Annotated in this window: 26 protein-coding genes; 19 read left to right on the top strand and 7 right to left on the bottom strand. The window is 43.2% G+C overall.

All coding sequences use genetic code 11. The features are described 5' to 3' along the window. The first annotated feature begins 66 nt into the window (after positions 1-66). Genes dapA through purC form a run of 3 tightly spaced genes read left to right on the top strand, consistent with a single transcriptional unit; the run spans position 67 to position 2,345 of the window. Positions 67-966: a 4-hydroxy-tetrahydrodipicolinate synthase gene (gene dapA / locus MP622_RS14440; protein WP_243791537.1), complete on the top strand. Its 900-nt coding sequence runs from the start codon at positions 67-69 to the stop codon at positions 964-966. A gap of 13 nt (positions 967-979) precedes the next feature. Beyond that, positions 980-1,588 carry a lipoprotein-34 precursor (NlpB) gene (locus MP622_RS14435; RefSeq protein WP_044738838.1) on the top strand — a complete coding sequence of 203 codons (609 nt, stop codon included), beginning with the start codon at positions 980-982 and terminating at the stop codon, positions 1,586-1,588. Between the two features lie 37 nt (positions 1,589-1,625). Then, positions 1,626-2,345, top strand: coding sequence for a phosphoribosylaminoimidazolesuccinocarboxamide synthase (purC, locus tag MP622_RS14430; protein ID WP_016168898.1), 720 nt, complete (start codon positions 1,626-1,628; stop codon positions 2,343-2,345). Positions 2,346-2,472: 127 nt separating this feature from the next. Here the strand turns inward: purC and MP622_RS14425 are convergent, their stop codons facing one another. Then, entirely contained in the window at positions 2,473-2,931 is a 459-nt protein-coding gene (locus MP622_RS14425; protein ID WP_044738837.1) for an Lrp/AsnC family transcriptional regulator, read from the bottom strand. Between the two features lie 91 nt (positions 2,932-3,022). On the opposite strand from MP622_RS14425, the gene MP622_RS14420 reads away from it, so the two are divergent. The 5 genes from MP622_RS14420 (at position 3,023) to MP622_RS14400 (ending at position 7,051) form a co-directional block, all read left to right on the top strand. Further along, positions 3,023-3,637: a LysE family translocator gene (locus MP622_RS14420; RefSeq protein WP_243791535.1), complete on the top strand. Its 615-nt coding sequence runs from the start codon at positions 3,023-3,025 to the stop codon at positions 3,635-3,637. Between the two features lie 348 nt (positions 3,638-3,985). After that, positions 3,986-4,771, top strand: coding sequence for an ABC transporter substrate-binding protein (locus MP622_RS14415; RefSeq protein ID WP_044738836.1), 786 nt, complete (start codon positions 3,986-3,988; stop codon positions 4,769-4,771). Between the two features lie 92 nt (positions 4,772-4,863). Continuing rightward, the gene (locus MP622_RS14410) at positions 4,864-5,553 is read left to right on the top strand and encodes an ABC transporter permease (RefSeq protein WP_151505098.1); all 690 of its coding nucleotides are present in this window, start codon (positions 4,864-4,866) and stop codon (positions 5,551-5,553) included. After that, positions 5,550-6,263 (top strand): ABC transporter permease, encoded by a 714-nt coding sequence (locus MP622_RS14405; RefSeq protein WP_151505078.1) that lies wholly within the window; start codon positions 5,550-5,552, stop codon positions 6,261-6,263. Before MP622_RS14410 ends, MP622_RS14405 begins: the two co-directional genes overlap by 4 nt. A gap of 11 nt (positions 6,264-6,274) precedes the next feature. Beyond that, entirely contained in the window at positions 6,275-7,051 is a 777-nt protein-coding gene (locus MP622_RS14400; RefSeq protein WP_016168904.1) for an ATP-binding cassette domain-containing protein, read from the top strand. 225 nt (positions 7,052-7,276) lie between these two features. Here the strand turns inward: MP622_RS14400 and MP622_RS14395 are convergent, their stop codons facing one another. The 3 genes from MP622_RS14395 to MP622_RS14385 form a co-directional block, all read right to left on the bottom strand. After that, a complete protein-coding gene (locus MP622_RS14395) occupies positions 7,277-8,551 on the bottom strand; it encodes a replication-associated recombination protein A (protein ID WP_243791533.1) in 1,275 nt (424 codons plus the stop codon). Between the two features lie 82 nt (positions 8,552-8,633). Further along, positions 8,634-9,536: an alpha/beta hydrolase-fold protein gene (locus MP622_RS14390; RefSeq protein ID WP_243791531.1), complete on the bottom strand. Its 903-nt coding sequence runs from the start codon at positions 9,534-9,536 to the stop codon at positions 8,634-8,636. An 88-nt stretch (positions 9,537-9,624) separates the two neighbouring features. Then, positions 9,625-10,077, bottom strand: a complete 453-nt coding sequence (locus tag MP622_RS14385) for a YcgN family cysteine cluster protein (RefSeq protein ID WP_243791529.1) — start codon at positions 10,075-10,077, stop codon at positions 9,625-9,627. Positions 10,078-10,265: 188 nt separating this feature from the next. Between MP622_RS14385 and MP622_RS14380 the strand changes: the two genes are divergently transcribed. The 8 genes from MP622_RS14380 (at position 10,266) to MP622_RS14345 (ending at position 15,572) form a co-directional block, all read left to right on the top strand. Continuing rightward, positions 10,266-10,424 (top strand): DUF1328 domain-containing protein, encoded by a 159-nt coding sequence (locus MP622_RS14380; RefSeq protein ID WP_016168908.1) that lies wholly within the window; start codon positions 10,266-10,268, stop codon positions 10,422-10,424. 291 nt (positions 10,425-10,715) lie between these two features. After that, a complete protein-coding gene (locus MP622_RS14375; RefSeq protein WP_243791527.1) occupies positions 10,716-11,456 on the top strand; it encodes a dienelactone hydrolase family protein in 741 nt (246 codons plus the stop codon). A gap of 75 nt (positions 11,457-11,531) precedes the next feature. Next, positions 11,532-11,897 carry an HIT family protein gene (locus MP622_RS14370; protein WP_016168910.1) on the top strand — a complete coding sequence of 122 codons (366 nt, stop codon included), beginning with the start codon at positions 11,532-11,534 and terminating at the stop codon, positions 11,895-11,897. A gap of 123 nt (positions 11,898-12,020) precedes the next feature. After that, positions 12,021-13,049: an A/G-specific adenine glycosylase gene (mutY, locus tag MP622_RS14365; RefSeq protein WP_243791525.1), complete on the top strand. Its 1,029-nt coding sequence runs from the start codon at positions 12,021-12,023 to the stop codon at positions 13,047-13,049. A gap of 65 nt (positions 13,050-13,114) precedes the next feature. Further along, positions 13,115-13,654: a M23 family metallopeptidase gene (locus MP622_RS14360; protein WP_016168912.1), complete on the top strand. Its 540-nt coding sequence runs from the start codon at positions 13,115-13,117 to the stop codon at positions 13,652-13,654. Between the two features lie 19 nt (positions 13,655-13,673). Then, complete coding sequence (locus MP622_RS14355) at positions 13,674-13,919, top strand: hypothetical protein (protein ID WP_151505082.1); 246 nt, start codon at positions 13,674-13,676, stop codon at positions 13,917-13,919. A gap of 25 nt (positions 13,920-13,944) precedes the next feature. Continuing rightward, positions 13,945-14,508, top strand: coding sequence for a DNA-3-methyladenine glycosylase I (locus MP622_RS14350; protein ID WP_243791523.1), 564 nt, complete (start codon positions 13,945-13,947; stop codon positions 14,506-14,508). A gap of 26 nt (positions 14,509-14,534) precedes the next feature. Further along, entirely contained in the window at positions 14,535-15,572 is a 1,038-nt protein-coding gene (locus tag MP622_RS14345) for an NAD(P)-dependent alcohol dehydrogenase (RefSeq protein WP_016168915.1), read from the top strand. Here MP622_RS14345 and MP622_RS14340 read toward each other — a convergent pair. Continuing rightward, the gene (locus MP622_RS14340) at positions 15,542-16,984 is read right to left on the bottom strand and encodes a PLP-dependent aminotransferase family protein (protein ID WP_243791521.1); all 1,443 of its coding nucleotides are present in this window, start codon (positions 16,982-16,984) and stop codon (positions 15,542-15,544) included. The two genes, MP622_RS14345 and MP622_RS14340, sit on opposite strands and share 31 nt — an antisense overlap. A gap of 98 nt (positions 16,985-17,082) precedes the next feature. Between MP622_RS14340 and MP622_RS14335 the strand changes: the two genes are divergently transcribed. Beyond that, entirely contained in the window at positions 17,083-17,484 is a 402-nt protein-coding gene (locus tag MP622_RS14335) for a hypothetical protein (protein ID WP_243791519.1), read from the top strand. Here the strand turns inward: MP622_RS14335 and MP622_RS14330 are convergent. Continuing rightward, on the bottom strand, positions 17,444-18,334 hold the full coding sequence (locus MP622_RS14330) for a LysR family transcriptional regulator (protein ID WP_243791517.1): 891 nt from the start codon (positions 18,332-18,334) through the stop codon (positions 17,444-17,446). The genes MP622_RS14335 and MP622_RS14330 overlap by 41 nt on opposite strands. Positions 18,335-18,445: 111 nt before the next feature. On the opposite strand from MP622_RS14330, the gene dkgB reads away from it, so the two are divergent. Then, positions 18,446-19,249: a 2,5-didehydrogluconate reductase DkgB gene (gene dkgB / locus MP622_RS14325; RefSeq protein WP_243791515.1), complete on the top strand. Its 804-nt coding sequence runs from the start codon at positions 18,446-18,448 to the stop codon at positions 19,247-19,249. 9 nt (positions 19,250-19,258) lie between these two features. Beyond that, positions 19,259-20,458 carry an MFS transporter gene (locus MP622_RS14320; protein ID WP_243791513.1) on the top strand — a complete coding sequence of 400 codons (1,200 nt, stop codon included), beginning with the start codon at positions 19,259-19,261 and terminating at the stop codon, positions 20,456-20,458. A 28-nt stretch (positions 20,459-20,486) separates the two neighbouring features. Here the strand turns inward: MP622_RS14320 and MP622_RS14315 are convergent, their stop codons facing one another. After that, positions 20,487-21,131, bottom strand: coding sequence for an START domain-containing protein (locus MP622_RS14315; protein WP_243791511.1), 645 nt, complete (start codon positions 21,129-21,131; stop codon positions 20,487-20,489). Between the last annotated feature and the right edge of the window lie 29 nt (positions 21,132-21,160).

The following is a 21,160-nucleotide window of genomic DNA, read 5'->3' as shown; positions in this document are numbered from 1 at the left end:
AATGCGCACCCATCCAACCTCATTTTTTTCACTTCACTGGATGGACAAATAGGATATTTTTTCAAAATGACTCAGCAAGCACAGATCATTCAAGGCTCAATAGTCGCAATCGTCACCCCAATGTTTGAAGATGGCAGCGTAGATTGGAAGGGTCTTGAGAAGCTCGTTGAGTGGCACATAGAACAGGGAACAAACAGTATTGTTGCAGTTGGAACAACTGGTGAAGCTTCTACATTAAGCATGGCTGAACATACACAAGTGATTAAAGAAGTCGTTCGTGTAGCCAACAAACGTATTCCAATTATTGCTGGTACTGGTGCAAACTCAACGCGCGAAGCAATTGAACTCACAAAAGAAGCAAAAAAACTCGGTGCTGATGCAGCCCTATTGGTCACACCATATTACAATAAACCGACACAAGAAGGCTTATATCAACACTACAAAGCGATTGCTGAAGCTGTTGATTTACCTCAAATTCTGTATAACGTACCGGGTCGTACTGGCGTAGACATGGCGAATGAAACGGTCATCCGTCTGGCTGATATTCCGCAAATTATCGGCATTAAAGATGCAACTGGCGATGTTCCACGTGGTCAAGCACTGATTGAAGGCTTACGTGGTAAAGACATGGTGGTTTATTCAGGTGATGATGCAACCGCTTACCAGTTAATCGAACATGGTGCGAAAGGTAATATTTCAGTAACTGCGAATGTTGCACCTAAACAAATGAGCGAAGTATGTGCGGTTGCGATTGCAGGCGATGCTGCACGTGCAGAAGCACTAAATGCTCAAGTTGCAAATTTACACAATATTCTGTTTTGTGAATCGAACCCAATTCCTGTGAAATGGGCACTACACGAAATGGGCTTAATTGGTACTGGCGTTCGCTTACCATTAACACCTCTTGCAGAACAATACCGCGCACCGCTGCGTGAAGCGTTGGTGGCGGCAGGTATAATCAAATAAAGAGCACTATATTATGCAGTTACGTTTAGGTTTAACCCTTGCACTTTCAGTATTGAGTTTAGCGGGTTGTAGTTCACTTGCAGTTAGCAACAAATCTTTGAACTATAAAGAGACAGCAACCCTCGAACCGCTACAATATCCTGAAGGGTCAATGGTTCGTCCAGCAACGCCACTGTATCCAGCACCAACGGTTGATCCCCTTGCAATTCAGCACGCGCCAAAGCTCGAAAATAGCAAAGGCAACCGTTTTGCTTTACCCCGCCCAGATGTTGCTGTACCCAACAGCGCAGCAACTGCTGCTTCTGAACAAAGCACTGCGGTAGGTCGTCCTCAATTACTAACTGATGGAAATCAAAATCCATTGCTCAAAATTGACGGAAATTCTGATACAATTTGGCAGTATACACTTGCCACGCTCAGCAGCCTGAACCAGAACATTGTGGGTCAAAGTAAAAACCGTTACGAAGTAACGCTTAAAATCGATCAGCAGATCTACGTACTACGACTAACATCAGTAGGTTCAAGTCATAATTTGGCAGTGTTTAATGCCGATAACAGCTTTGCAGATAAACAAAAAGCTGCAGAACTGTTAACCCAGATTTACCAAAACTGGCCGGCCTAGATCATACTAGGCATTTTTTTTTGCAAAAGGTTCCCCCATGTTAAAACAAACCTTGCTCTATACTGGTAAAGCGAAATCTGTGTATGAAACAGATAATCAAGACCACCTGATTTTAGTATTTCGTGATGATGCCTCTGCGTTCAATGGCGAAAAAATCGAACAACTAGATCGTAAAGGCAAGGTGAACAACCGTTTTAACGCCTTTATCATGGAGCAACTGGCTGCTGCTGGCATTGAAACTCATTTTGAAAAATTACTTTCTCCAACCGAAGTGTTGGTAAAGAAATTAGACATGATTCCTGTGGAATGCGTGATTCGTAACTACGCGGCTGGTTCATTGTGCCGTCGCTTAGGGGTTGAGGAAGGTAAAGAACTAACTCCTCCTACTTTCGAATTGTTCTTCAAAGATGATGCGCTTGGCGATCCAATGGTAAATGAATCTCAAGCCATTGCTTTAGGTTGGGCAACTGCTGCACAACTTGAAAAAATGAAAGAACTCACGTATCAAGTAAATGATGTATTAAAAGCATTGTTCGACAAAGGCAACATGATTTTGGTTGACTTCAAACTTGAGTTTGGCGTATTCCATGACCGTATCGTGTTGGGTGACGAATTCTCTCCAGACGGTTGCCGTCTATGGGATAAAGACACTAAGAAAAAATTAGACAAAGACCGTTTCCGCCAAGGTTTAGGTGGTGTGGTTGAAGCTTATGAAGAAGTTGCTGCACGTATTGGCATCGACCTTTCAGACATCTAATTTGCTCTGAAACTTCAAAACAAAAAAACCGAGTCTGATGGCTCGGTTTTTTATGCTCTGAAATAATGATTTTCCAATATCTATACCTTGAATTAAATTGGATCCTTTAAGTAAATTTTCCTGTTGTTCATACTTGAACACGCAAATCTTTGGTGGTGTCCATCACCAATAAACTGGTGATGGAGGAAATGGAAGGAATCGTGCCTAAGACATCGGTATGAAATTTTTTATAGGATTTTATATCAGTCACCTCGACTCGAAGTAAATACTCCACTGCCCCAGTAATAGTATGACACTCGGTGACTTCGGGTGCAGCCTCAATCACTTCCTCAAAATGCTTTAAAGATGCCTTGGAATGACTAGACAAGCCAATGGTCACATAGACAATTAATCCAATACCCAAAAGTGATCGATCAATAATGGCTTTGTAACCCTTAATCACCCCAATTTTTTCTAATTCCTGTACCCGACGCAAACATGCTGATGCGGATAAACCGACACGTTCAGCCAATTTAAGATTGGTTAAATGCGCATCGGCTTCCAACTCACACAATATTCTTCGGTCTAATCTATCTAGCTCAATCATTTATTGCAAAACTATCTATTTTTAAGATCAATATACAACCAAATTGCGTAATCTGAACAATAAAATGTTTTTTATTTATGATGCAAAACACATGTCTCCTTCTCTATTTATCTCTTATTTACTTTTTTGTTTGGTCATGACCAGTACACCAGGTCCGAATAATGCCCTTGTGCTAATTTCAGGAGCGCGCTTTGGGCTCCAGAAAACCCTACCTTTAATTCTAGGGATTGCCTTTGGTGTTGCCTTCCAACTTATGGTAATTGGTCTGGGACTTCATCAAGTATTTCTACATTTTCCCCAATTCCAGTCCATCTTAAGTCTGATTGGGTCCGCCTATATTCTCTGGCTGGCATGGAAAATTGCGTCCAGTGGTCCACTCAACGCGCGTCTAGATGAAAAACCTGCTATGGGATTTTTACAAGGCGCTGTTTTCCAATGGCTAAATCCTAAAGCATGGATGATGTCGATCAGTACCGTCTCAACCTACTTTGCTGCCAGCCAACAATTCATCGACATTGCCTATGCCGCCTTAATTTTGATGTTGATCTCGATTCCGTGTGTTGGTGTTTGGGCAATCGCAGGAAAATTTTTACGTCAATTGTTAATACAAGCTAAATTTGCCTTCATTTTTAATCTCAGTATGGCAATTGCATTACTCATCGCAGTTTTGCCCGTATGTTTTCAATTCATCACATTACAGCCTTAATATTCGGTCTAGGTTTTTCTAAACCCGAACCATTGTGAAGAAAAACTGTAAAAAAAAGCAGCAACTGTGTACGCCATAGCGCACAAAGCTTCCCGAGTTTTTCCACTATGTGCTATGGAATATTTTAAATATGATCAAGGATTGCGAATAGGATATTGCAATACAAAATTATTCTGGCCGTAGAAAATACCCAAATTTCCACCGTTACAACGGCGTAAAGCTGAATAAATCACCAATAAATGGATATTTTGGTATATATGTTGCTTTTATTTCAAAGCAAAAGGTGGAGTAAATTTGTCTTCGTCTTATTTTTTGAAATTTGATTTTTTACGGATGCTAATATTTACGATGAAAAGCTGGCAAAAGAAAGTATTACTTTCAACAACGTTAATGCTGACAGCGCTTGGCAGCACAGTGCAAGCCAAAGAATGGAAAGTCATTCGTTTCGGTACGGAATCTGCTTACGCCCCTTTTGAATATAAAACCCCTGACAACAAATTGGTGGGTTTTGACATCGACCTAGGTAATGCCATTTGTGCCAAATTAAAAGCCAAATGTGTTTGGGTGGAAAATTCTTTTGATGGGATGATTCCTGCGCTCAAAGCGAAAAAATTCGATGGCATTTTATCTTCAATGACGGTCACTGCGGATCGTTCAAAACAGATTGCTTTCAGTAATAAAATTTACAACACTCCAACCCGCATGGTCGCGAAGAAAGGTTCTCCGTTATTGCCGACCCCTGCATCCCTGAAAGGGAAACGTGTGGGTGTACAACAGGGCACCATTCAAGAGAGTTATGCAAAAGCCTATTGGGCACCTAAAGGTGTCAATGTAGTGCCTTATCCAAACCAAGATGTCCTTTATCAAGATATGGTGTCTGGACGTCTAGATGCAACATTACAAGATGCCATTATGGTTGATGGTGGCTTCCTTAAATCACCAAAAGGTAAAGCGTTTGGCTTTGCAGGTGGCAACGTAGTCGATGCGAAAACCCTTGGCGTAGGTGCCGCGATTGGCTTACGTAAAGAAGATGCTGATCTGAAAAAAGCCATTGATGGTGCTTTAGCCGCCATTATTGCCGATGGAACATACAAAAAACTCGAGAAAAAATACTTCTCCTTCAGTATTTATTGATGACAAAAATGTCGGTTTTAAACCGACATTTTTTATATACGACTGAATTTCATCAATATTCTATTTATAGTTTTTGTTCGGAGTAGATGAGTATGTTTTTGTCTGGTTATGGTCCCGTGTTGCTTGAAGGCACTTGGATGACCATACAGCTTGCATTGTTATCACTGTTACTATCCATCATGATTGGATTAGTGGGTGCAAGTTCTAAACTCTCTAGTCTTAAAATTGTCCGCTATGTTGCGACAGCCTACACCACGCTCATTCGAAGTGTTCCCGATCTGGTCATCATGCTGCTGCTATTTTATAGCCTGCAACTGGGACTAAACTCGATTACTGAATCACTGCAAATGGAACAAATTGATATCAATCCGTTTGTTGCAGGCGTAATTACCTTGGCATTTATTTATGGCGCGTATTTCACCGAAACGTTTCGGGGTGCATTTCAGGCGGTACCCAAGGGACAAATTGAAGCTGCTTATGCCTATGGTATGACTTCATTTCAAGTCTTTCGTCGTGTTTTATTTCCACAAATGATGCGTTTTGCCTTACCAGGTATTGGCAATAACTGGCAAGTCCTGATTAAAGCTACCGCACTGGTCTCACTCATTGGTTTAACCGATATTGTGAAAATTACCCAAGATGCAGGTCGTAGCACCATGCAGGTGTTTTACTTCAGTGTCATTGCCGCAGTGATTTATCTGGCGATCACTACCATTTCAAATTTAATTTTGATGTGGTTAGAACGTCGTTACTCGGTTGGTGTGAAAAAGGGACAACTATGATTGAAATTCTTCAACAATATTGGCAGTCATACCTTTGGACCGATGGTTTTCAAATGACAGGCGTGGCCATGACCGCATGGCTCTTGGTGCTCTCAATTGCGATAGGCTTTGTAGTGGCAGTCCCTCTATCGATTGCGCGTGTATCAGAAAATCCATTTTTACGCCTGCCTGTTTGGTTTTATACCTATGTATTTCGTGGCACGCCACTTTATGTACAACTACTGATTATTTACACGGGTATTTATAGCCTCGATTATATTCATGCCCATGAGCGTCTGGATGAATTCTTTCGCGAAGGACTCAACTGTACCATTTTGGCTTTTGCGCTGAATACCGCAGCCTATACCACGGAAATTTTTGCAGGTGCGATTCGTTCTATTCCGTATGGCGAAATTGAAGCCGCCAAAGCCTTTGGCATGTCTCCATGGAAACGTTATACCCGTATTATCATTCCATCCATGTTACGCCGTGCATTGCCATTTTATGGTAATGAAGTCATTTTAATGCTGCATGCCACCACCATTGCCTTTACCGCAACCGTGCCTGATATTTTGAAAATTGCACGAGATGTGAATGCGGCAACCTATGCCACGTTTGATGCTTTTGGCATCGCGGCAATCTTATATGCATGTTTGGCATTTATCTTGATTTGGATTTTTCGTAAATTGGAACAACGCTGGTTGGCATTTTTAAAACCATCGAATCATTAGGAGAAACATAGATGGAAAACTCAGCAAAACTGGTGATTCGTGATTTACATAAAACCTTCGGGGACAATGAAGTCCTAAAAGGTGTATCTCTAAATGCTAACGCAGGCGATGTCATTAGTATCATTGGTTCTTCGGGTTCAGGAAAAAGTACATTCCTACGCTGTATCAACTTCTTAGAACAACCGAGTCAGGGTTCCATTCAACTGAATGGCGAGCAACTCAATACCGTACTGGACAAATCAGGCAATTTAAAAGCGACCAGCCCAAAACAGTTACAGAAAATGCGCACCCAACTGATGATGGTGTTTCAGCATTTTAATTTATGGTCACATATGACTGTGTTGGAAAACATCGTGGAAGGGCCAATTCATGTTTTGGGTTTAAAACGTGCGGAAGCTGAAGAGCGTGCGCGCAAATACTTAAGAAAAGTGGGACTGGCTGAAAGTGTAGAAGGTAAATATCCATCCTTCTTATCGGGTGGGCAACAGCAGCGGGTAGCGATTGCACGTGCATTGGCGATGGAACCCGAAGTCATGTTGTTTGATGAGCCGACTAGTGCTTTAGACCCTGAACTGGTGGGAGAAGTATTGAAGGTCATGCAAAGTCTGGCAGAAGAAGGCCGAACCATGATTGTGGTGACCCATGAAATGGGCTTTGCTCGGCATGTCTCCAACCATGTGATTTTCTTGCATCAAGGTAAAATTGAAGAACAAGGTGACCCTAAAGAAGTCCTGATCAATCCCAAAAGTGAACGACTGAAACAGTTCCTTGAAGGCAATTTTAAATAAACACTTTGTAAGTTACAGCTTACAAAGATTCAGGAAGATGTCTTCTAGATCAGGTTGAATTTTTTTCATATGATGGAGGCATAGAGAACAGGATGTTCCAAAACATAAAACAATAATGATAAGTGACACCACCAGGATGTGAGGTACGACAGGAGTTATACCTAAGCAGCGCATACGAAAAAGCCCGACAGGATGTCGGGCTTTTTTTATTTGGACTATACAGCCTTATTGCTGCTGTTGTTCTTGCATCCAACGACGTTGCTGTAAACGCTCACCTTCCACTTCACGTTTATTACGCGCAGATTCGTACAACTTGGTACCTTTCAATTCTGGAGGCAAATATTCTTGCATTACAAAATGTTCAGGGTAGTTATGCGGATATAAATAGTCCACCCCATAGCCTTGCTGCTTCATCAGTTTGGTTGGGGCATTACGTAAATGCAATGGCACTGGCAAATTCGCCGTTCTTTCTGCCAAATCGAGGGCTTTGTTAATTGCCAGATAAGTGCTGTTGCTTTTGGCACTGGTTGCCAAATACACGGCACATTGTCCTAAAATAATCCGTGCTTCAGGCATACCCACGGCTTGCACCGAACGGAAACACTCTCCAGCCAAAAGCAAAGCATTCGGATTAGAATTGCCGATATCTTCCGAAGAGGCAATCAACATGCGACGTGCAATAAATACGGGGTCTTCCCCGCCTTTTAGCATCCGTGCCATCCAATATAAAGCCGCGTCTGGATCACTGCCGCGAATCGACTTAATAAAGGCCGAAACCAAGTCATAATGCTGTTCACCTGATTTGTCATACCGCGCAATATTTTGCTGTGCAACACGCACGACAATGGCATTGGTGATGATATTTTCAACATCTGCTTCAAAGGTACTGGCTATTAGATCGAGTAAATTCAGTGCCTTACGTGCATCTCCTGCGGCAAACTGCAACAAGGCATCAAATTCTTCAATTTGAATAAAGCGTTGTTTTAAAAAATGATCTTGTTGTATCGCTCGTAGCATCAGTTCCTGAATCGCCTCATTACTGAGTGCATTTAAGGTATAAACCTGACAACGCGACAATAAGGCACTGTTCACTTCAAAGGAAGGGTTCTCTGTAGTCGCACCAATCAGTGTAATCTTGCCCTTTTCCACCGCATTCAATAAAGCGTCTTGCTGTGATTTGTTGAAACGGTGAATTTCGTCAATAAACACCACAGGGGTCAGCAAATCACCACTTTCTGCAATGATTTCACGTAATTCTTTCACGCCCGTATTTAATGCAGACAGACTAACAAAAGGACGATCTACCGCTTGTGCCAACAACAAGGCAACGGTGGTTTTACCGACACCGGGCGGTCCCCAGAAAATAATTGAAGGTAAATGCCCTTGATCAATCATCTGGCGTAAAGGTGCCTGCTCGCCCAACAAATGATCTTGCCCAATAATTTCAGACAAATCACGAGGACGAAGACGTTCTGGAAGCGGAATCTGGGTGTCTGACATACGGTTATTTCAGCCAATGAAGGTGATTCTAGTCTACACTGGAATGCCAAGCAGACTGAATACCTGAATGTTTAAGATCCCACTAGAATAGCTGGTAATTTAAAATATCCAACAAAGAGGCTGCAAACATTTGTCCATGACTTAAATTTGGATAAAGCAACAGTTTGCTTTGTACCCCTTGTTGTTGAAAATGTGCAATCACATCTCGATTCTCTTGCACCGTTTTCGGATTAAAATTTGGGCTTTTTGTCGCAGGATGATGTTGTGCTAAATCCCCTTCCATAATCCATAAAGCTTGGGTCTGATCATGCGACACTGCCTTAGTTTGTATATTTTTCAGAATACGGCCATCCGCCCACGACAAAGACGGACTTGCAGCAAAATAATGACTGAAGTATTGAGCATGCATCAAACTATCTAATACAAATAGCCCGCCATAAGAATGTCCCCATAAAGCTTGCCGTTGGGGATCTAATTTAATCTGTCCAGCTACCCAAGGTTGAATTTGGCTGAATAAGACTTCACGGAACTGTATGCTGCCCCCACTTAAGCGCTCAGGTCGACGGGGATCTGCTGTAATTTTTCCAGTTTCATCTGTTGGGGTATAATCCAAAGCACGTGCTGCTGTATCAAAAGGCAAGTCTGTGTCATAGCCAATTGCAACCAAAACTGGCGCTTCACGCGTTGCTAAATGCTGCAATACATCTTCAGACAAATAAGACATCGCCGAATTACCGTCGAGCATGAATAATGCAGGAGAGACTCTTGCTGTTTGTTGGCGCGGAAGCCCTAACCAGACTTTATAACGACGCTGCTGATCGGCAGATTGGAAATACTTCACCTGAAACTGATAGTAGGCGGAGCCCTGTTCTGCAATATTGGCTTTTAAGGGGGCTAGATTCGGTTTTGCCTGTACTTCGGCATGAATCAGCAAGCTAAAACCACATATCAGTAACAGTGCAGACTTGCATGAAAAATGAAACACAACCAGACCTCGAAGACCCACAAAAGAGATCAAATAATATCTGTATTAAGAATCATTATCAATTAAAGCATCTTGTTTTATTTGCAGGTTAACGGACCCAACGCACAATATATTCATCGATCTGTTCTTCATCGACTTCTGTCTCAGAGATACAACGCCCTGCTGCCGACTTTCTGGCTTTAATGACACTCTGCCGCGAACCTGTATTTAAATAATGCCATGAAGGTAAGCTTTTTCCTTCATTTAAACGTCGATATGCACAACTCGCAGGCAACCAGTGAATCTGTCTTAATTTCTCTGGCGTTAATTGAATACAATCTGGGACATAATCTAAGCGTTCAGGATAGTTACTACAACGTGCAGTTGTGCAATCCAGTAGTTTACACGCGACTTTGGTATACGCAACTTCTTGCGTATCTTCATCTTCTAATTTCACCAGACAGCATAAGCCACAACCATCGCATAAAGCCTCCCACTCTTGAGTATTCAGAGCTTCAAGCGGATATTTTTTCCAGAACTGCGGGCGTAATTCACTAGACATGGTGGGCAAAAACTAAAAATAACACGATCATTATATCAATAAATCCCTGCAACAATGCAGCAATCTCTTTTACGTTAAATCATAGACTTACTCCAATATGTGAACATTTTTTAGACAAAAGATCAACATTTTAAAGCGCTATCCAAACCTATACTGAGTGCAAGACAACAACAACATGGAGAAGACTTATGTTCCGTTGGGCGATTATTTTTGCAGTGATTGCATTAATTGCGAGCTTACTCGGCTTTGGTGGTGTTGCAGGGTTATCCAAAGACTTTGCGGTGATCTTATTGGTCGTTGCCGTCATTTTGGCGATCATCGGCTTTATTTCTAGAGGGAAAGCTTAGAATACGGCCATCAAATGTACTTCATAAAAAAGAAGGATTTTTCCTTCTTTTTTATGTTTAAACGGCTAGTTTAAGCATAGAAACCGCACGTTCTGGTCATATTTTTTATTTTCACCCAATCAAAGATTTTTATTCATTTGTTTTACTTTCAGTAATTTAAATAAATCAACCCAAATGTATAGATGTTTTTTTACACTTCTTCAGCACCATGACATGATTTTTTCAAAATCATGGATTATTTTATGCTTTAATCATTCAATTCTCATACTCAATAATACTAAGGACTAAGGAATGACCACCAACATTCAAACGCGTGAAATCGAATATACTGCTGCAGATGGGACGCGCTTAATTGGATATTTTGCTGCACCGAGCACGGCTGAACCTGTTGCAGGTGTTTTGGTTGCACCTGAATGGTGGGGACGCAATGAATATACAGAACAACGTGCACGCGAACTGGCCGAACATGGCTATGCAGCCTTTGCCATTGATATGTATGGCGATAAAAATGTCACTACATCTGCGGCACAAGCCAACGAATGGATGATGCAAACCTTCCAAGCTCCAGACACCATTGTGACTCGTGCGTCAGCAGGTTTAGCGACTTTGGCTGCACAAACCGAAGTAAATGCAGATAAACTGGCTGCAATTGGCTTCTGTTATGGAGGTAAAGTTATTTTAGATTTAGCACGTTCGGGTGCTGAACTGAAAGCTGTCGTGACCTTCCACGCCAACCTGTCAGCACAAGCACCTGCCCAAGCAGGTCAAGTCAAAGCTGAAATTTTGGTCTTACATGGTGAACTCGACAGCATGGTCAGCTTAGATGATGTTGCACATTTCCGTGAAGAAATGTATACCGCTCAAGTCCCACATGAAGTCATTGTTTTTGAAGATGCAAAGCATGGTTTCAGTAACCCACAAGCAGATGAAAGAGCCAAAGCCAATGGTGTAGACTTAGGCTATAATGCTGAAGCGGAACGACAAGGGCTTGAAGCTATGTACGAACTACTACAACGTCGTTTAGCTGAATAAAAAAATAGAAACGTGGATGTTGGCTTTATCCAACATCATTTTTGAATTTGAATGCTTTATTAAGAGGACAAGATAATGACTGAGAACAACTGCCCATACTGCAATTTTGATGAGTTTGATATCATTGATAAAAATGAGTTTGGTGTAATTCTACCTGAGCCAAATGCACTCTCTAAAGGACATTGCGTCATTATCCCTCTACGCCATGTCAGCTCTTTCTTTGATGTCACAGACAAAGAGCGTAAAAGTTTAATGTCGCTTTTAGAACTGGCTCGCAATGAACTACAACTTCGTCATCAACCTACAGGTTTTCACATCGGCTTTAACGATGGCTCGGTGTTTGGTGAAGCATCTGAACATTTGCACATCCACATTATCCCTCGTTACGATGACCAACCGCTAAAACTCGATGCGCGTTGGGGAATGTTAAGCGAAGCTTAATCTGCCACCATAAAAAAATGATGCGATCGCATCATTTTTTTATGCCTAAATTTCCTGTCGGGACTCAGCAAAAATCAGTACGGCTCCGCTATACTAAGTCGCTTGAAATTGTATAGAGTTCACATGTCTTCGTTTTCTTTCTCAGATGCCCTATTAGCTTGGTTCGATCTACATGGTCGACATGACCTGCCTTGGCAAGTAGTAGATAATCCTTACCAAGTATGGGTTTCCGAGATTATGCTGCAACAGACACAAGTCAAAACCGTACTCCAATATTTTGAACGTTTTGTGCAACGCTTCCCCACTGTTGAAGATTTAGGCCGTGCATCATGGGATGATGTTGCTCCTTACTGGGCAGGTTTAGGCTACTATGCGCGTGCGCGTAATCTGCATAAGGCCGCAGCAATTGTGGCACAGCAAGGTCATTTCCCTACCAGCTTAGAAGAATGGATGGCACTGCCAGGCATAGGACGCTCCACGGCGGGTGCATTAATGTCTTTAGGTTTACGGCAATATGGCGTGATTATGGATGGTAACGTCAAACGCGTACTCGCCCGTTTCTTTGCCATTGAAGATGATCTTAGCAAACCTGTCCATGAACGTGCCCTGTGGCAACTGGCGGAACAACTGTGCCCAGAACAACGCAATCATGACTATACCCAAGCCATTATGGACTTAGGGGCAACCATCTGTACTCCCAAAAAACCGCTATGTCTGTATTGTCCCATGCAGCAACATTGCAAAGCTCATCAACAGGGCTTAGAAACAGAACTGCCATATAAGAAACCCAAGAAAGCCGTTCCTGTGAAATCGGCACAAGTCATGGTATTGCAGTGCCAAGATCAATGGCTATGGTTACAGCGCCCCAATACTGGGCTGTGGGGTGGATTATGGAGTCTACCCATCTATGACGACTGTGCTGAATTGACTCGAACCACACAAATGTTAGGTCTAAAACCAAACAGTAAGAATGCGCAAATTTCACATAGTTTTACGCATTTTACTTGGTTACTTGATGCGATTTGTTTCCACGTGGAACCAGAACAAAAAGAGCATATTGCAATTGAACTCTCAGGCACATGGTACACGCCACAAAAAGCTACACAAATGGGACTACCTACAGCCATGAAAAAATTGATCTCTGCCTTATAGATATGACATAGTCAGGAACTGAAAGTTTAGCTTCTTGAAAATCACAATAATCAAAAGGAAAAATTGTGCTTCGTCAGTTTGCGATTAGCAGTTTAACAATCAGTTTTTTGGTACTCACCGCCTGTACTTCGACACCCAAGAAAACAGGCTCTGGGCTGCCGCTCTCTACCGTTCAAGACCTACAACGCACACCGCTTAAATCGAACTTACCCATTCCTGTGCAAAATATTAAAACCAAACAATTGACCGATACATGGGGTGCTTCACGCAGCCAAGGGCGTCGACATGAAGGTATCGACATTTTGGCTCCACGTGGAACCAAAGTGTATAGCACTACCGATGGATTAATTGCTGACTTACGCGATAACAATTTGGGTGGTAAAGTAATTTGGGTGTTGGGGCCAAGTGGCTCTTGGCATTATTATGCACACTTAAATGAGCACAAACGTGGACTGGCCGTTGGGGATTATGTCAAAAAAGGCGATCTGATTGGCTATGTAGGCAACACCGGAAATGCTCGACATACTGCACCCCATTTGCATTATGGCATCTATTTAGAAGGCAAAGGCCGCGGTGCGGTCAATCCTTTTCCATATTTACGTTAATTTTTTTTAGGAAATACACATGTCTGAAGTGTTGATGAATCGTCTGGTTGAATTTGCAGAATCAGGCAATCAACAAAAAATTGTGGTTGCGGGACAAAGCTATCAGGGCTGGGTCATGGAAATTACCGAAGATGCCCTGTTGATTAGTACAGGTTTTGCAGACAAATCAGGCAAAGATTTCTGGATTTCGTTTAACGACTTACAACAAGCGTCCTTATCTTATTGGGATAACAAGACAGATCAATGGGTAGACTTCACTTTATAAATCGACAACAACATAGAGAGGAACAATGAATAAACAACGCTGTGGCTGGTGTACCGAGGATCCTCTCTACATTGCCTATCATGATCATGAATGGGGACAACCTGTGCATGATGAACAACATTTATTTGAAATGCTTTGTCTCGAAGGACAGCAAGCGGGGCTCTCTTGGATTACCGTACTGAAAAAACGGGAAAGCTATCGCCAACATTTTTTTCAGCACCCGATTCAACAGATTGCCGAGCTGAGCGATGCTGACCTAGAAGCCAAATTACAAGATGCTGGACTCATTCGACACATTGGCAAACTACAAGCTATTCGAGAGAATGCACGAGCTTGGCAAAGCCTAAAACAACAAGAAAATGTCGTGGATTGGTTGTGGAGTTTTGTCAGCCACAAACCTATTTTGAATGCTGTACCGAACTATAAAACGGCACCTGCACAAACGGAAATTAGCCAACAAATGTCTAAGGCCTTAAAGAAAAAAGGCTTCAAATTTGTGGGGCCAACGACCTGTTATGCCTTTATGCAAGCCGTGGGTATGGTCGATGATCACGAAGATCATTGCCCCGCCAAAAATACAACAAAATAGTCCCCATAAAAATAGAGGATGCCATCATGAGTAATAATCTGATCAATAGCTATGCTGCCCTACATGCAGGCGAGGCACTGGTCCCCTTTCAATTTGATGCAGGCGAACTTCAAGCCCATCAAGTTGAAATTAAAGTGGAATATTGTGGACTCTGTCATTCTGATGTTTCGGTGATTGAGAATCAGTGGGGCAATGCTGTTTATCCTGTAATCGCAGGGCATGAAGTGATTGGCACCATCTTAAGAATGGGTTCTGAAGCCAAAGGATTACAAATAGGTCAACGCGTAGGGTTGGGTTGGACTGCGGAAAGCTGTCAATACTGTGATCAATGCGTGGCTGGACAGCCTGTATTATGCAGCAGTGGCAGCACTGCGACCATTGTAGGTCATGCGGGTGGCTTTGCCGATAAAGTCCGAGCAGCATGGCAATGGGTCATTCCACTGCCTGAAGATTTAGACCCTGAAAGCGCAGGGCCTCTGCTCTGTGGCGGGATTACCGTTTTTGATCCTTTACTCAAGCACAATATTCAAGCCACGCATCATGTCGGTGTGATTGGCATTGGTGGCTTGGGGCATATGGCAATTAAATTACTTAAAGCTTGGGGTTGTGAAATTACCGCCTTTACTTCAAGTCTGGACAAGACCGATGAACTTAAAGCGATGGGCGCAGACCATGTCGTAAATAGCCGCGATGTAGATGCACTGAAAACCCAACGAGGCAAATTTGACCTGTTGCTTAGTACGGTTAATGTCACGCTGAATTGGCCTGCTTATATCAGTACACTGGCACCAAATGGCACCATACATCTGTTAGGTTTACCACTAGAACCCATCAAGTTTAATGTGGGTAGTCTGATTGGCGGAGCAAAGTCAATCACAGGCTCACCTACAGGTTCACCTGCTGCATTACGTCAACTGCTCAAGTTCGCTGCACGTAAAAACATTGCGCCACAAATTGAATTGTTCCCGATGTCACAACTCAATCAGGCGATCGAGCGTTTGCACTCAGGCCAAGCCCGTTATCGGATTGTGCTTCAAGCCGACTTCGAATCCAGCACAACATAATCCAATTGTCGCCGAGTCCAAGCCGCCAAGCATTCAATCGCTTGGCGAATCTCAGCGGATAATTCATGACCTGCATTTAAGCGTATGCAATTTTTATAACGCTGCTCTTCTCCAAAAACGATACCTGGCACAATGCTAATGCCTTGCTGTTGGGCATAACGATACAAATCCAAACTATGAATGGCTTCAGGCAACTGTAACCACAGCGCATAGCCGCCTTTGGGTTGATTCAAGCGAATGTCTATACCTGAAAAAGCCTGTATTAAAAATTGCCGATATTGCTCGACCTGTTGCATTAAACAGGGTTTTAAACGGTTTAAATGCTCTCGATAGGCGCGGCTATAAATCAGATCAGCCAAGCCCAATTGCAAGGGCGTATTCACCGCAACATGTCGAGTCAGAAGTTGTGCACGTAAATGGTTTAAACGTGACGGCATGCAAAACCACCCCACCCGATAAGCAGTAGATAAGGATTTGGAAACCGAACCACAGTAAATGACATAACCCTGTCGATCCCAGTATTGAATCGGCAATGGACGTTTTAAATCAAAACTGCATTCGGCATAAATATCATCCTCGATCACATAGCACTGATATTGAGCTGCCAACTGAGCAATTTTTTCCTTTTCTGTGGGGCTTAAACAAAAGCCCAGAGGGTTCTGAAAATTGGCGGTGAGTAAGCACGCTTTCGCCCCCGAATCACGCATCGCCTGTTCAAATCGATTCAGGTCAAAGCCATTGGCATGCGCTGGAACTTCAACAATTTTACGATTCAGACTCGCCAACAATTGCAACTGCCCGTTAAAGTTGGGTGTCGGTACAATAATGCTATCGCCTTCTTGGGTCAGGGTTTGAATCACCACCGACAAAGCTGGCATGCAACCATTGCTGATATAAATATCTTCAGCTGCCATGTAAATGCCATCTTCTGCCCAATGCGCCGACAATGCTTCTCTTAAACGTCGATGCCCCTGTTTATCACTATACAAAAAATCTTCAGGTTTACTGTGCTTCAGCGCACGTTGAATAGAACGGCGGAGTGCCTCTACAGGCACTAAATTTGGCGAAAGCTGAATAGATCCCAAATGAATCATTTGGTCATGAATGGAGGCCTCTTGAATTTCTATTTGTAGTTCTAAATTAGACACTTCTCGGGCAGTCACTGCAAAATCGACATGCTGCGGAACAGCGACTGCCAAAGCTTGTGGTTGCACAAAGTAGCCCGCTTGAGGCTTGGCCGTAATCAAGCCTTGCGCCTCTAATAGTTCATAACAACTTTTGGCGGTATTGAGACTGACCTGTTGCGACTGGGCAAACTGACGTAACGAACTCAAACGCTGCCCTGCTCCCAACTCTCCTGCATAAATTTTCTGTGCTAACTGGTGTGCCAAATCACGATACTGAATGCCCATTACTGTACTCATTTTTTAATATATTTTGTATCTGTAACCAAGAATACACCTTCCCTATGCTAGGCGTACAGTTCATTTTTACCTAGGGGGAAATCAACATGTATCGTTTTAGCTTGGTCGCACTCGCACTGTGTCTTTCCGCTTGCCAACCGAATACCTCAGTTTGGCAACAGCAACGTGATTTTATTTGTCAGTCTTTAATTGACGGTTTTTTAAAAGCATCTGGACAGCAGAATTTTGAGCTCGCGCAGAAAAGTGATGTCGTGGACAGCGTCATCCCGCAGCGCCTGTTTAGCTATCAATCTGGCTCAACACGCACCACCTTAATTGGTGAAACACAGCGAAAAGAGTTACGCTTTGTCTGTTGGAACGATGCACAGCATTTTGCGATTGCTCAACATGATCAGAACCAAGCACCACGACAAGCCTTGCTCACTGTGCAGCTTCACTTGCCTAAAGCTACAGATAAATTGCAAGTTTCTGCGCCAAAAACTCAATGAACAAGCGAACCCGTTTCGGTAAGTGTTCTTGTTGATAGTACACCGCATGGATTTTTTGATATTGCAGTTCAATCTGATCTTCAAACAGGGCCACCAAACGTCCTGCACGGAGATCATCTTGAACCAAAAAACGCGACAAACAGGTAATCCCAGTACCGTTAAGCACCAACTGACGTACGGTTTCCCCATTCGATGCCTTGATTTTTGGATGAATATTAAGATGTTGTCCCTGCAACATTAAGGGCCAAGTATTTAAATGTGTAGGCTGGGTAAAACCGATCAAGGGGTGCTGCAACAACTGCTCAGGCTGGTTGGGCGTGCCATGTTGGGCTAAATAATCAGGACTGGCCACAATATATAGGCGGCTACGGCACAACAGTTTGGCATGTAAGCTGGAATCATTTAACTCGCCAAAACGAATCGCCACATCGGTTTTATGTTCCAGTAAATCAATAATCTGATCGTGATTATTCAATTCAATTTCAATTTTCGGATATTGCTGCATAAACTCTTGAATCAGTGGCACAATCACATGCAGCACAAAGGGCGTCGCAGAATCGACCCGAATGAGACCTGAAATATCATGATCAGATTTTAATAAAGCATCTTCAGCTTCGGTCAAATCATTCAAAATCTTACGCGATTTTTCCAGAAACAACTGCCCTTCTTGCGTCAGTTTCAACTTGCGCGTAGTCCGTTCCAACAGGGTCACATTGAGTTTACTTTCCAAGCGCTGCAAGGCACGACTAACACCCGATGTGGTTTGTCCTAATTGCTCCGCAGCTTTCACGATCGAGCCACTTTCGACAATCTGAACAAAAGCATTTAATTCTTCAATGGTCGATTTCATCGTCATTTTATTGATTATTGGTCAACAATATTTTGCAAATTCCTAGATTTTTCCACAACAGTTATTTCAGCAAAATAGCTCCATCTTTAAAAAAGTTCGGTTGAGAAAAACATGATTGTTCCAAAAATGGGAATGGGTACCTTTCGCTTGACGGGTGCAACGGTAATTGACGCGGTTCAGACTGCACTTGAGGTCGGCTATCGTGCCATTGATACGGCACAAATTTATGGCAATGAAGCTGAAATTGGTCAAGCCATTGCCAACAGTGGTGTACCACAACATGAATTATTTTTGACCACCAAAATTTGGACTGAAAATTACGCTCCAGAGCAATTGATTCTGAGCTTAAAACAGAGCCTACAAAAATTAGGCACGGATGCTGTGAATTTGACTTTAATTCATTGGCCTGCCCCTCAACTGGGCATTCAAATTGAGGAAGTCATGCAAGCCTTGCTGCATGCCAAGCAATTAGGACTGACCGAACATATCGGTATCTCAAATTTTAATATCGCCCTAACCCAACAGGCAATTAACAGTATTGGACTTGAGCATATTGCCACCAATCAAATTGAACTGAGTCCTTATTTACAAAATCGTCCCTTGGTCGGTTATCTGCAACAGCAACAAATTGATGTGACTTCTTACATGACTTTGGCCTATGGCAAAGTGCTGCAAGATTCTGTCTTACAGACGATTGCCCAGCAAATCAATGCCAGTTCCGCGCAAGTGGCATTGGCGTGGGCGCTACAACAAGGTTATGCCGTCATTCCATCTTCTACACAACGGGCACATTTGTTGGCAAATTTAAAAGCCCAAGATTTACAGCTCACTCCTGAACAGATACAGGCAATTACTGAGCTCGACCGAAACTCACGTGAGGTCAATCCTGAACAACTCGCTCCCGAGTGGGATTAGGGCTATCAAATGAAAATGAATTACCCGTTATTGGCGCTGGCAATAGGCGCCTTTGCCATTGGGACGACTGAATTTTCCCCCATGGGCTTTTTACCTGAAATTGCCCGTGATCTGAGTATTTCTATTCCACAAGCAGGTATGCTCATCAGTGCCTATGCGATTGGGGTGATGTTGGGCGCCCCGCTGATGACACTGTGGTTTAGCCGCTATTCCAAACGGCGTGCCCTGATCCTGCTCATGGTCATTTTCACACTAGGTAACCTGCTGGCTTATTTTGCCCACAGTTATTCGAGCTTAATGCTGGCACGCATCTTGACCAGCTTAAATCATGGTGCTTTCTTTGGCATTGGTTCCGTGGTCGCCGCCAGTGTGGTACCCAAAGAAAAACAAGCCAGTGCCGTCGCAGCCATGTTTATGGGACTGACTCTGGCCAATATTGGCGGCGTTCCCTTTGCCACTTGGGTCGGGCAACATATTGGTTGGCGCATTGCTTTTCTGGGCATCACGCTACTGGGTGTAATCACCATGCTGTCTCTCTGGAAAGCACTGCCCGAAGGTCAAGCCAGTGCTCGTCCCAATATTGCTCATGAACTCAAGGTACTCCGTCGTTTACCTGTGGTTTTGGCATTATTGACCACAGTCATGAGCTCAGGCGCGATGTTCACACTGTATACCTACATTGCACCCAGTTTGCAAAACTTCACTCAAGCTACACCCAGCCTGATCACGTTCATGTTGGTTCTGGTCGGGATTGGCTTTTCAATTGGCAATCATCTGGGGGGAAAATTCGCAGATCGCTCACTGGATCAGACGCTATTGGGTTTTCTCAGCCTACTCAGCATCATGATGCTACTGTTTCCGCTACTGGCACAAACCGCCTTTGGCGCAGCCATTGCTTTAACCCTCTGGGGTACAGCCGCATTTGCTGTGGTTCCTCCCTTACAAATGCGCGTCATGTCAGTTGCGCATGAAGCTTCTGGACTTGCCTCTTCGGTCAATATTGGCGCCTTTAATTTAGGCAATGCCTTGGGTGCACTGGCGGGTGCCAGCGTACTCAGTTTTGGACTCAGCTATACGGCGGTGGCATGGATCGGTGCACTATTAAGTGGTCTAGCCTTGCTGTTGGTCGGCTTACAAAAAATGTTACTGAACAAACAGCTTGTGCAAAGCCAAATACAGAAAATAGAACCTCAATGTCTTGAACACTAAATCCATGTCGATTTTGACATCGCATTGACTAGCGCAATGCGATTGGCAAAGCTGCATAATTCCGCGGTTTTGCCAACTCATCCTTCATTTTTAACAACATTTGATACGGCTGCTGCTCCACAAATAAATTCACAGCGCTAAGTGGAATAGAACCTTCTGGATCGGCATAGCCATAGGTCGAGACTTTCACTTTCTGCTTCCCCAGTTTCTGAAAAGTCCAATCACCTTCATAACGGCTTAAACGTACATAATTTGGATTTAACGGATAGCCTTGATTCACAGCCTTGTTTTGAATATGAATCATGCCTTGAGCATCTTTGCTCATTTTCCCCTTTACCACCAAGTCTCGGTCTTTTAAAGGAAAGGGAAAATCCAGCACCATATACAACAGAAACTCGCCTTTGCTGTCATCGCGAGATAAGACTTTGACGCTGCCCATATAAGGCACCCATCTTGGCGCTTGTTCCACATCCAAAATCAGGGCAGCGGCCTTTTCAATCGGCACATCAAAATGAGTTTCGGCTTTATACAACACCACAGGGTTTGTACTGTTTTGATAGGTCCAAACTTTAATATTCTGCTTGTTAATACTGAGTTTGGCATTGTCGATAGACTTGGCCTGTGCTGTAGCCAATAAGGCTACAGCGCAGCAAGTGATTAGTTTTATTTTCATTTAATTCAGCTTTTTATTTTAATTTTATG

Source organism: Acinetobacter sp. PK01, assembly GCF_022819285.1.
GTDB classification, from domain to species: domain Bacteria; phylum Pseudomonadota; class Gammaproteobacteria; order Pseudomonadales; family Moraxellaceae; genus Acinetobacter; species Acinetobacter tandoii.
The sequence above is the reverse complement of the archived record's forward strand: the minus strand, read 5'-3'. Positions and strand labels throughout refer to the sequence as shown.